The 10,231-nt window shown below is 67.4% G+C and carries 12 protein-coding genes; 8 read left to right on the forward strand and 4 right to left on the reverse strand.

Features of this window, described 5'->3' with window-relative positions; translation table 11 throughout:
* Positions 1-20: 20 nt before the first annotated feature.
* The 5 genes from IEY68_RS34645 to IEY68_RS34665 all read left to right on the forward strand — a co-directional run bounded on the left by IEY68_RS34645 (position 21) and on the right by IEY68_RS34665 (position 5,037).
* Positions 21-644: a 2-dehydro-3-deoxy-6-phosphogalactonate aldolase gene (locus IEY68_RS34645; protein ID WP_058853120.1), complete on the forward strand. Its 624-nt coding sequence runs from the start codon at positions 21-23 to the stop codon at positions 642-644.
* A gap of 47 nt (positions 645-691) precedes the next feature.
* Complete coding sequence (gene dgoD / locus IEY68_RS34650) at positions 692-1,840, forward strand: galactonate dehydratase (RefSeq protein WP_058853109.1); 1,149 nt, start codon at positions 692-694, stop codon at positions 1,838-1,840.
* 2 nt (positions 1,841-1,842) lie between these two features.
* Positions 1,843-3,183, forward strand: coding sequence for an MFS transporter (locus IEY68_RS34655; RefSeq protein WP_229719217.1), 1,341 nt, complete (start codon positions 1,843-1,845; stop codon positions 3,181-3,183).
* A gap of 95 nt (positions 3,184-3,278) precedes the next feature.
* Positions 3,279-3,854 (forward strand): DUF2165 domain-containing protein, encoded by a 576-nt coding sequence (locus IEY68_RS34660; RefSeq protein ID WP_082681100.1) that lies wholly within the window; start codon positions 3,279-3,281, stop codon positions 3,852-3,854.
* Between the two features lie 100 nt (positions 3,855-3,954).
* Positions 3,955-5,037 (forward strand): methyltransferase, encoded by a 1,083-nt coding sequence (locus tag IEY68_RS34665; protein WP_058853110.1) that lies wholly within the window; start codon positions 3,955-3,957, stop codon positions 5,035-5,037.
* Between the two features lie 32 nt (positions 5,038-5,069).
* Here IEY68_RS34665 and IEY68_RS34670 read toward each other — a convergent pair whose 3' ends face one another.
* On the reverse strand, positions 5,070-5,579 hold the full coding sequence (locus IEY68_RS34670) for a CGNR zinc finger domain-containing protein (protein WP_058853111.1): 510 nt from the start codon (positions 5,577-5,579) through the stop codon (positions 5,070-5,072).
* A 26-nt stretch (positions 5,580-5,605) separates the two neighbouring features.
* On the opposite strand from IEY68_RS34670, the gene IEY68_RS34675 reads away from it, so the two are divergent.
* Both IEY68_RS34675 and IEY68_RS34680 read left to right on the forward strand, forming a co-directional pair.
* Complete coding sequence (locus IEY68_RS34675) at positions 5,606-5,770, forward strand: hypothetical protein (RefSeq protein ID WP_189094687.1); 165 nt, start codon at positions 5,606-5,608, stop codon at positions 5,768-5,770.
* A 158-nt stretch (positions 5,771-5,928) separates the two neighbouring features.
* Positions 5,929-6,573 carry an HhH-GDP family DNA glycosylase gene (locus IEY68_RS34680; protein WP_058853112.1) on the forward strand — a complete coding sequence of 215 codons (645 nt, stop codon included), beginning with the start codon at positions 5,929-5,931 and terminating at the stop codon, positions 6,571-6,573.
* A gap of 264 nt (positions 6,574-6,837) precedes the next feature.
* On the opposite strand, the gene IEY68_RS34685 is transcribed toward IEY68_RS34680, so the two are convergent.
* Positions 6,838-7,251 carry a DUF302 domain-containing protein gene (locus IEY68_RS34685; RefSeq protein ID WP_058853113.1) on the reverse strand — a complete coding sequence of 138 codons (414 nt, stop codon included), beginning with the start codon at positions 7,249-7,251 and terminating at the stop codon, positions 6,838-6,840.
* Between the two features lie 537 nt (positions 7,252-7,788).
* On the opposite strand from IEY68_RS34685, the gene IEY68_RS34690 reads away from it, so the two are divergent.
* Positions 7,789-8,529: an SCO6745 family protein gene (locus tag IEY68_RS34690; protein ID WP_058853115.1), complete on the forward strand. Its 741-nt coding sequence runs from the start codon at positions 7,789-7,791 to the stop codon at positions 8,527-8,529.
* A 326-nt stretch (positions 8,530-8,855) separates the two neighbouring features.
* Here the strand turns inward: IEY68_RS34690 and IEY68_RS34695 are convergent, their stop codons facing one another.
* Positions 8,856-9,482 (reverse strand): VOC family protein, encoded by a 627-nt coding sequence (locus IEY68_RS34695; RefSeq protein WP_058853123.1) that lies wholly within the window; start codon positions 9,480-9,482, stop codon positions 8,856-8,858.
* Positions 9,483-9,642: 160 nt separating this feature from the next.
* Positions 9,643-10,155 (reverse strand): OsmC family protein, encoded by a 513-nt coding sequence (locus IEY68_RS34700; protein WP_058853116.1) that lies wholly within the window; start codon positions 10,153-10,155, stop codon positions 9,643-9,645.
* Positions 10,156-10,231 lie beyond the last annotated feature (76 nt).

Here is a 10,231-nt window from a genome sequence, read left to right on the forward strand (position 1 = left end):
ACAGCAGCGAGGAGAGATTCATGGTCGGCGTATCGGAGGCACCCCGGTCCGGGCTGATCGCCATTCTGCGCGGTATCACCCCGGATGAAGTCGTCGCCGTGGGCTCGGCGCTGGTGGAGGCGGGCTTCCACGCCATCGAAGTGCCGTTGAACTCGCCGGACCCCTATCGGTCCATCGAGTTGCTGGCCACGAACTTCGGGAGGGTCTGCCCGGTCGGTGCCGGCACCGTCCTGCATCCGGAGGAAGTGGAGCGGGCTCGCTCGGCGGGCGCCGAAATCATCGTTTCACCGGACACCCACCCGGAGGTGATCGCCGCGACGCGCGCCCTCGGTATGCGCTCGTACCCCGGGGTCGCCACTGCGACCGAAGCGTTCGGTGCCATTCGTGCCGGGGCCCGCAGTCTCAAGCTCTTCCCGTCCACCGCGTTGGGCATCTCCGGTATGCGGGCCCTGAGTGCCGTCTTGCCGGTTGGCGTGGAACTGATCCCGGTCGGTGGAGTCGACGAATCCAACCTCGCGGAATGGCGCGCGGCCGGGGCCGGTGGAGCCGGTATCGGCACCAGTGTCTACCGGCCGGGCGACAGTGCCGGCGAGGTGCGCGTCAAAGCCCGGCGCCTGTCCGATATCTGGGCGTCCACCCTGTAGTACCGCTCGTCACCGGACAGTGCTGTCCGCTGCACAGGAGGAAATTCATGAAGATCGCGTCGATCGAGACGTTCACGCTGCCGCCGCGCTGGCTGTTCGTGCGTATCGAGACCGATGACGGCCTCGTCGGCTGGGGCGAACCCGTGCTGGAGGGGCGCGCCGCGTCGGTCGCCGCGACGGTCGAGGAACTGTCGGACTATCTGATCGGACAGGATCCGGGCCGGATCGAGGATCTGTGGACGGTGCTCTACCGGGGCGGGTTCTATCGCGGGGGTGGTATCCATATGAGCGCCCTGGCGGGTATCGATCAGGCGCTCTGGGATATCAAGGGCAAAGCGCTGGGTGTTCCCGTGCACGAACTGCTCGGCGGCCGAGTACGCGATCGCATCAAGGTCTACTCCTGGATCGGCGGTGATCGGCCGGATGAGACAGCGCGAGCCGCAAAGGACGCAGTCGGCCGCGGCTTCACCGCGGTGAAGATGAACGGCACCGAGGAACTGCAATATCTCGACACCTGGGACAAGATCGATCGCTGCGTGGCGAATATTGCCGCGGTCCGCGACGCGGTCGGGCCGAATATCGGCATCGGGGTGGACTTCCACGGCCGGGTGCACAAGCCGATGATGAAAGTACTGCTGCGCGAACTGGAACCGTTCCGGTTGATGTTCGTCGAGGAGCCGGTGCTGTCCGAACATATCGACAGTGTGGTGGACGTGTTGCGGCAGTCGCCGATTCCGATCGCGCTGGGCGAGCGGTTGTTCTCCCGCTGGGACTTCAAATCGGTGATCGCGTCGGGCGCGGTCGATATCATCCAGCCCGATCCGTCGCACTGCGGCGGTATCACCGAGGCCCGCAAGATCGCGCATATGGCCGAGGCCTACGATGTGGCGCTCGCGCTGCACTGCCCGCTCGGACCGATCGCGCTGGCCGCGTGTCTGCAGATCGACGCGGGTTGCTACAACGCGACCATCCAGGAGCAGAGCCTGGGCATCCATTACAACACCACCAACGAATTGCTCGACTACCTGGTGGATCCGGCCGTGTTCACCTACGCCGAGGGGCAGGTGCGAATACCGTCCGGACCCGGTCTCGGTATCGAGATCAACGAGGAATATGTGGCGGAACGGGCCGCTGTCGGGCACCGATGGCGCAACCCGATTTGGCGTCACAGTGATGGTTCGTTCGCGGAGTGGTGATCATGAAGACAATGCTCGACAAACGGCCCGGCGTCCCCGGCGCACTGGCTGCCAAGGCCAGTAAGGCCCGCTTCCTCATCGCGGTCATGCTGTTCCTGACCGTGGTCATCAACTATATGGACCGCGCGAATCTCTCCATCGCGGTACCCGCCATCGCCGATGAGATGGATCTGTCCTCAGCACAGCAGGGTCTGCTGCTGTCGGCGTTCGGCTGGACCTATGCGGCGCTGCAGATCCCCGGCGGCTGGTTTGTCGACCGCGTCCCGCCCCGGGTGCTCTATCCCGCCTGCTTACTGCTGTGGTCGCTGGCGACGGTATTCATGGGCATCATCGGCGGTTTCGTCGCGCTCATCGCACTGCGACTGCTGGTCGGCGTATTCGAGGCTCCCGCCTATCCGATCAACAACCGGGTGGCCACCGCCTGGTTCCCGGAGCGTGAACGCGCCTCCGTCATCGGGTTCTACACCTCGGGACAGTTCATCGGCCTCGCATTGCTGACCCCGGTGCTGTCGTGGTTGCAGTCGGTGCTGAGCTGGCACTGGGTGTTCATCTTCACCGGTGGGGTCGGTGTGCTGTGGGCCTTCGTCTGGTATTTCGTCTACCGCGAGCCGCGTGATTCGCGTGCCAACTCCGCCGAGATCGCGCATATCCGCGAGGGTGGCGGTCTGGTCGATCTGACCGCATCGCGACGCGAGCGCACCAGGGTGACGTGGAGCGATATCGCCACGGTGCTGGGACGACGGAAACTGTGGGGTGTGTATCTGGGGCAGTTCTGTCTCACCTCCACCCTGTGGTTCTTCCTCACCTGGTTCCCGACCTACCTGGTCAAGTACCGGGATATGGACTACATCAAGTCCGGGTTCCTGGCTTCGCTACCATTCATCGCCGCGGTGATCGGGGTGCTCTTCTCCGGTGTCTTCTCCGATTTCCTGTTGCGGCGCGGTGTTTCGCTCGGTATCGCCCGGAAGGGGCCGATCGTCGCGGGTCTACTGCTGAGTACCACCTTGATCGGTGCGAATTTCACCGATTCAACCACCCTGGTGATCGTGTTCCTGTCCGTCGCGTTCTTCGGAAACGGATTGGCGTCCATCACCTGGTCACTGGTGTCAGCGCTGGCCCCGGAACGGCTCATCGGAATGACCGGTGGAATGTTCAACTTCATCGGCAACCTCTCCGGGATCGCCACTCCGATCGTGATCGGGTTCCTGGTCACCGACGCGAGTTTCGCACCCGCTTTCGTCTATATGACGGTGGTGACGCTTCTGGGTATCGCCTCGTACGTCATGCTGGTCGGGCGCGTCGAGCGGGTCCGGGAATCGCGCCCCGTACCAGAGACGGGGTAGCGGGCCGGGCTGCGCGTCGATGACGAGCGCGCAGCCCCCCGGCGGGGGGAACGGGTCACGTTGTGGCGGCGCCGGGGATGGGACATGATCCCCGGATGCCAACCACAACGGACGCGTCAGCGAGCCCGAAAGCTCAGCGGTGGAACGGTTTTCTCGATCTGGTGGGCAGCCGGCACCTCGCGGTCGCCGTACTGGCCACCATCACCGGCTTCTACTATCTGCTCGTCGCGATAACCAACTGCACTGATACCGAGACCAATCGCCGGGGTGTCGCCGCGGTGCTGTCGATGGAGCAGACCATCCACAGTGCGGCCACCGATTGGCGGGGGATAGGCAACGAGACCGTCGCCCTCATCGCCTATATCCTCATCGTCGGCTGGGAATTCCTCATCGCCTTCGTCCTGCTCGCGGCCGCGATCGCGTGGCTGCGCGCGCTGCGCGGCCGGTCGGCCGCTGCCGGTACCGCCGCGAAACTGTCCAGCCTGGGTTGGACCATGGCGGTACTGCTGTTCGCGGGTGGCTTCCTGACCATCGGTGGTGAATGGTTCCGGATGTGGGCCAACGACGACGTGAACGCGTCATCGGCCGCGCTCCAGAATTTCCTGATCGCCGCTGTGGGGCTGATTCTCGTACACCTGCCGCGGTCCGGGGAGAGCGGCCGCATCGAGTAACCGGACGCGTACCCGGCCGACACGGCCGCGGCGCTGTCGGGACCTGTCCGCGAGAGGTCGTAGTCTCAGCGGAAACACCGGTCCACGATATGGAGTCGCGATGATCTCCGATCGAAGGAAGACACCGCCGCGGGCCGTCGTTCGCGCGGTGGAGCGGGTCCGTGACGGGCTTGCCGGGGCGCACCGGCGGCTGGTGCCCGGGCATTTCGCCCTGCTCGAGATGGTCGCCGCGGGGTGGCTGTCGCAGGCGATCCACGCGGCCGCCGCCCTGGATATCGCGGGCGCTCTCGCCGACGGGCCGCGGGACGGTGCCGACCTCGCCCGGACGGTCGGGGCGGACCCCGACGCACTGCAGCGGCTGCTGCGCCTGCTGATCGCGCACGGTATCTTCGCCCGCCGCCGCGACGGGCGCTACACGCTCACCCCGATGGCTCGGGCATTACGGACGGACGCACCCGTCCCGTTACGGGACGCGGTGCTGTTCTACGGGGGCGCGACCCACCGCGACCACTGGACGCGCCTGGTGGACGCGGTCCGCACCGGCGCGCCGGCCGTTCCGGCACGGGCGTTCTTCGACCTCGTCCGCACCGATCGTGAACTCGGCGATATGTTCCACCGCGCGATGTCCGATATCGAGGGGCTCGGACAGCAGGCGGTGCTCACGGCCCACGACTTCACCCGCTACCGGTCGATCGTCGATATCGGCGGTGGTCGTGGTGCGCTGCTGGCCGAGATACTGCGCCGCGTACCGAACTGCACGGGAATCCTGTTCGATCTGCCGGAGGTGGTGGCCGATGCTCCAGGATGGCCGGCGGGGGCGACCGGCCGGTGCACCGCAGTGGGAGGCTCGTTCTTCGAGAGCGTTCCCGCGGGCGCGGATGCCTACCTGCTCAAACACATCCTGCACGACTGGCCCGCCGAACAGGCCGGACAGATCCTGCGGACGGTACGCGCCGCGATGCCGCCGACAGCCCGGCTCCTGGTGGTCGAACTCGTTCTCCCGGAGCACGATCGCCCGCATCCGGGCAACTTCATCGACCTCGAGATGCTGGTGAACACCGGCGGGCGGGAACGTAGCGAATCCGAATACCGTGCCCTGCTCGCCGATTCGGGTTTCACCCTGGTCTCCTGTACGCCCACGATGTCGCCGGAGAATGTGCTCGAGGCCGTGCCGACGCCGTGACGACGGCGCCGTCGGTGGCCGAGGCGATTCGATCAGCCGGCTCGGCGCGCCGCTCTGGCCCGGTGCCGGGCCACGTTCACCCGGCCGGCGCACCGTTCGGAGCAGTACCGGCGCCGTCCGTTACGGGAGGTGTCGACGAATACGCGCGGGCAGTCCGCCCGTCGGCACTGTCCGATTCGGCCGGGCGCGGCGCAGTACAGTTCGGCGAGTCCGGCGGCCGTATAGGCCTTGACTCGTTCGTCGATCGGCGCGTCCTCGGCGGCATAGTGCAGGTGCGGTGCACGACCGTCGTGGGTCGAGATGTAGGGGCGGCTCGTGGTCTCGGCCAGGAGTGAATTGATCGGATCTACCCCTGGCGCCCGGAACACCGTGTCGAGGCGGGCGGTCCAGCGGCGCAGTTCGGTCGTCTGCCGGGGGGTCATCGTGCCGATCGGCCTATATCCGGCCTCATCGAGCAGTGCGGTCAAGTCCTGGTCCGGAGATGAGTTGACCAGCCGGGCCGCTAGCTCGGCCGCGAGCCCGCCGTAAGGGTTGAAATGCACAGAACCATTACAGCAGACTTCCAGGCATGACCATCATCTGCTCCGCGTGCTCCTGGCCCGACCCGGTCCTGATCTCCCGGCACGGCGCGGTCCGGTACTGGCGCTGCGTATGCGGGCAGTGGCTGGTGAGCGAGGCGGACGCGGTGACAGCGTCCCCGGGCGACAGCGATCTCGCGGAGATTCGCGGCTGAGGACAAGTGCGCCGGAACAGGCCGATGCCCCGACAGTGACCACCGCCGAGTCCGGTCGACGACCGGGCGGGCGACTCCCCCACGGTAGGCGCCGGGAGCGGACGTGTGAACTGGGCCGAGGAGGGTACGCGCGCCCAGGAGAGAAGAGAGGAGGAGTGATGAGCCATCGAGACGTTGTGCACGCACTGCTCGACCGCGCGGGTACCACCTACGCCGCCGAAGCCGGGATACGACTCGACGACAAACCGGCCCCGCTGTTCCAGCTGCTGATGTTGACCGATCTGCTCAGCGCCCGGATCTCCGCCGATATCGCGATCGCCGCGACGGCGGAACTGGTGGACAGCGGTTACCGCACCGCGCGGAATGTCGCGGACGCCGACCGGCAGGAACTGGTCGACGCGCTCGGTCGCGGGAACTACCGCCGCTACGACGAGAGCGCCGCCTCCCAGCTGGGGGACGCCGCCACCACCGCACTCGACAGGTACGACGGTGACCTGCGCAAACTCGCTGATGAAGCCGATCACGACGTCGGCCGGGCCGCCGAACTCATCCAGCAGTTCAAAGGTATCGGTCCCACGGGCGGCGATATCTTCTTGCGCGAGGTGCAGGATGTGTGGACCTGGGCGCGCCCCTACTTCGACGAACGCGCACTGCGTGGCGCGGAGAAGGCAGGCCTGCCCGCCGACCGGGAAGAACTCGCCCGCCTGGCGCCCCGGAACCGGGCCGCCGAGTTCGCGGCGGCGCTGGTCCGAATCGGTATCGACGACGAGGTAGCCGACGAAGTGCGGTCGGCAGCCCGCTGAAAGTTTGCGGCGTCGGCTGTGTCCCACCCGGCGCGGGGATGCCACGAAGGGACGTGCGCGCGATGAGCGAGCTACGGCCCCTCGATACCGGATTCATCGAAGAAGAACTCTGCGACCCGCCGCCGGGCAGTCCCTTGCCTCCGCCTGCGGCCGGCGGCACGATTCCCCCAGCGCGGGGTCGGTGCACCGGCCACCGATGTGCCGACGGCGCGGGCTGCGTGCGGTGAGGTCGCGGCCGTGCCGGAAGGCTGCCGGCGGGTGGCGTCAGGGCCCGGCGTCCGGCTCGGTCAGCGTATCGATGGCTGCCTGCAGTTTGGCCGCGGCCTCGGCCGCGACCGGTTGCAGACCGGGCTCGCCGGTCACCTCGACCAGCAATTGCGGTTTCATCGCGTCGACCACGACGGTGTTCGCGTCGTCCGGGTCACGGCGTACCACCACATTGCACGGCAGCAGAAGTCCGATCTGCCGATCCACCCCCACGGCTTGCTGGGCGAGCGGTGGGTTGCACGCGCCGAGAATGAGATAGTCCTCCATCTCGGCACCGAGTTTGGCGCGCAGGGTCGCGCGCATATCGATTTCGGTGAGGATGCCGAATCCCTGTTCCGAGAGTGCGGTGCGGGTGCGTTCTACGGCGTCGTCGAAGCCGGTGTGCAGGGTGGCGGATAGTGCGAGGTCCATCTGTGCTCGTCTCCTTCCGTGTTTTCGCCGGGCAGGATCGTCGCGGGGTGCTCGCGGACGGCGACATGCGGTGGGCGATTCCCCGGCCGGTCGCCGGGCTTCCGGATCGAGGGGTTCGAGTGGCGTGCCGACCGGGCCTTCATCGCCGGCGCTGACGACGGCGATATCCGGTCGCCCACGAGCACGACTACCGACCGTCCGGTCGCGGCGAGCTCCGAGGCGGCCCAGGGGCCCGCGCCGATCACCGCAACATCCGCCTCGAGATCAGCGGTCATCGGTGGGTACGACGTCGGCTCAGGGGAGCCCGTCCAGTAGGACTCGGCCGCTCCGGTTGCTGTGTTCACAGCGCGTGGATACCCCGGACCCCGCTGTCCACACGCGCTCCTTCGCGCCCAAACGGGCCGCCGCCGGGCCGGCGGATCCGGCACGCCCGACGCCCATACCCTGGCGGTACTTCGACAGCGCGCGCCGACGGGTTCCATACGCCGTAAGAACTAGTTACGGTGGGGCGGATATCGGGCAGCGGAAGGAACGAAGATGTCGATCGGCGCCATAGTGAACGCGCATATCCAGGAACTCGGTGGCGGTTTCATGTTCTCCAGGGAGGCGCGGCAGTACGCGGCCGAAACGGGCGTGGACGAATTCTTCGGCCCGTATACCCGGGGCCGCGGTGGCGTGCTGGGTGATGTGGATGCCGATGTGGTCACCGCGGCGTTCGGTTTCTTCCCGGAGCATTCGATACGCACGGCATGGGAATCGGTGCCGATGCCCGCCGCAAAGGCCGCCCATCGGTACGCGCTCGCCTGTCAGGACTTCGGCAGGCGGAAACTGGGGGCATTCGAGGAGGCGGCACGCCTCGCCGAACTGCTGGAAACCGTGGTCGCCGCGGCGGATCCCGCCGGACTCCCGTTGTTCGCGGGCTGGCGCGCCGTGCCGTTGCCCGGTGACGCACCCGGGCGCGTTATGCAACTCACCTACGTCCTGCGCGAACTTCGCGGCGGGCTGCATCTCCTCGCGGTGCGTGCCGCGGGTATCACCCCGCTGCAGGCGGTCCTGATCTCCGGTTCCCCGCTCAACGACGGCCCCGGCCAGGCTCGCTGGTACGGCTGGCCCGAACCGTTCGAGGAGACCACCGACGAGATCCGCAACGCCTGGCAGCGTGCGGAATCGAACACCGACGAGCTCATCGCCCCCGCTTTCGCCGCTCTCGGCGAGACCGCGGGCGCCGACCTCGCCCGGCTCGTCGCCGCCGCGCATACCGCGACCTTCGCGCGCTGAGGTCGGGACGGCCGCGCGTGCCTCGGGCGGTCGGCGGCAGGAGGCCCGACGAAGACGGCCGGGCGGGGGAGTGGCGCGGCCATCGCGTCGAGCCGCCGATGCCGGTACGTCCCGCTGAAATGTGAGGCCGATCCCTTCTGGTGAAGGGCGTGCAGTCGAGGCGCCCCCGAACCGCCGGGTCGAGAAACTCCGGCGAACAATCAAATCTAAATATTGAGATATGCGCATCAAACCATTTCAGGCTCACCCTGTGACGAGTCGCTCGAACCGGGGAAAACGATCACAAGGAGAACCGAGGGGAGTTGAGCCGTGCGGGGCCCACGTTCTCAGTCGGAGGTGGGCTCCCAGGGGAACCCGTCCGGATCGGTGAACGGGCCGGCGTCGCTGCCGATGACGATGCGGTGCGAACCGCTGCCTTCGGGGGCGACGCCGACGTCCTCGGCCGCGGCGCGGCGTCCGTAGAGCGCCAGCCCGACGGGTGAGTCCGGGGTCGCGAATTCGACGTACTTGCTGCCGAAGCTCTTCGCCACGGTCAGGCCGTGCTCGATATAGAACTGTTTGCTCGCCTGGACCTTGTCCACGCCGAGCAGCAGTACGACCTGGTCGATATCGCGGGTGACCGGACCGGTGTTCTTCTTGTTGGAGGTGGTGACCTTCCAGATCGTCCCGTCGGGGGCGCGGACAACCGCTCCGTAGCCCCAGAAAGTCTTTTCCGCTGGTTTCAGGGTCGTGAACCCGGCCTCGAGCGCGGTGCCGACGAGGCTGTCGACGGTGCCCGGCTGGGACACAACCAGGGAGATGATGAAACCGCGGAACCCGCTCGTGGGCGTCTGCGCCGGGCGGAAACTCAACTCCGCCCCCACACCGAAGGCGGCAGCGTAGGTGATCCGGGCGGCATCGGGGTCGTCCACCTCGAGGTGGACGGTGAGGGCTGTGGCTGTCGTCGTCGTCATACTGCCCACGCTAGTTTCGGGATCACGATCGGCGCTTCTCGATTCCTGCCGGTCCGGGCGGGCGTTCGCGGAAGTCGAGCGGCTCCGGCCCGCGCGGCCGTACCCACCCGGCGTGCCGGCGCATCGGGACACCGCGACGATCACGCCCGCCGGGCGCGGCTCAGACGGTTTCGAGGGTGGTGTGCACCGGTGTCGTGCCGGTGGTCAGATCCAGGACGGGGCAGTGGGCGTCGACCGCGGCCTGTAGTTCGGCGTAGCGCTCTGCCGTCTCCGGTCCGGAGATACGTACCCGCACCCGCACAGCCTGGAACCCGGCACGCACTCGATCGTCGAGGCCGAAGAAACCGCGGACGTCCAGATCGCCCTCGGCTTCGACGGACAATTCGTCGACCGCGATTGCCAAGCGCTGCGCCCAGAACCGGTAGGTGACGATCTGGCAGGAGATCAACGCGCCGAGATACACCTCGACTGGGTTTGCGGCGGTATCCGCGCCGCCGAGGGCAGGTGGTTCGTCCACTTGGATGTGGTGTGCTCCCGCCGTGATCGTGCTGCCCACCGTGCCCTGCGGGGTGCCCACGGCACGGAAGACCACGGTGGCATTCGCGGGGTCCTGCCGTACCGCCTTCGCGGTGGCGTCGGTGATGTCGTTGAGCGCTGTGGTCCCGGTCGTCATGGCCGCGACGCTAGTGCCTCGTCAAGCAACGTTGGATAGGTAATCCGGGCGCCGGATTGTGGAGTTCACTGCGAAC

It is taken from the genome of Nocardia jinanensis, assembly GCF_014645735.1.
GTDB classification, from domain to species: Bacteria; Actinomycetota; Actinomycetes; order Mycobacteriales; family Mycobacteriaceae; genus Nocardia; species Nocardia jinanensis.

What these genes read in the sequence shown, in the direction of transcription:
- IEY68_RS34645 (WP_058853120.1), top strand. Translation starts at nt 21, where the DNA reads ATGGTCGGCGTATCGGAGGCACCCCGGTCCGGGCTGATCGCCATTCTG.
- dgoD (WP_058853109.1), top strand. Translation starts at nt 692, where the DNA reads ATGAAGATCGCGTCGATCGAGACGTTCACGCTGCCGCCGCGCTGGCTG.
- IEY68_RS34655 (WP_229719217.1), top strand. Translation starts at nt 1,843, where the DNA reads ATGAAGACAATGCTCGACAAACGGCCCGGCGTCCCCGGCGCACTGGCT.
- IEY68_RS34660 (WP_082681100.1), top strand. Translation starts at nt 3,279, where the DNA reads ATGCCAACCACAACGGACGCGTCAGCGAGCCCGAAAGCTCAGCGGTGG.
- IEY68_RS34665 (WP_058853110.1), top strand. Translation starts at nt 3,955, where the DNA reads ATGATCTCCGATCGAAGGAAGACACCGCCGCGGGCCGTCGTTCGCGCG.
- IEY68_RS34675 (WP_189094687.1), top strand. Translation starts at nt 5,606, where the DNA reads ATGACCATCATCTGCTCCGCGTGCTCCTGGCCCGACCCGGTCCTGATC.
- IEY68_RS34680 (WP_058853112.1), top strand. Translation starts at nt 5,929, where the DNA reads ATGAGCCATCGAGACGTTGTGCACGCACTGCTCGACCGCGCGGGTACC.
- IEY68_RS34685 (WP_058853113.1), bottom strand. Translation starts at nt 7,251, where the DNA reads ATGGACCTCGCACTATCCGCCACCCTGCACACCGGCTTCGACGACGCC.
- IEY68_RS34690 (WP_058853115.1), top strand. Translation starts at nt 7,789, where the DNA reads ATGTCGATCGGCGCCATAGTGAACGCGCATATCCAGGAACTCGGTGGC.
- IEY68_RS34695 (WP_058853123.1), bottom strand. Translation starts at nt 9,482, where the DNA reads ATGACGACGACGACAGCCACAGCCCTCACCGTCCACCTCGAGGTGGAC.
- IEY68_RS34700 (WP_058853116.1), bottom strand. Translation starts at nt 10,155, where the DNA reads ATGACGACCGGGACCACAGCGCTCAACGACATCACCGACGCCACCGCG.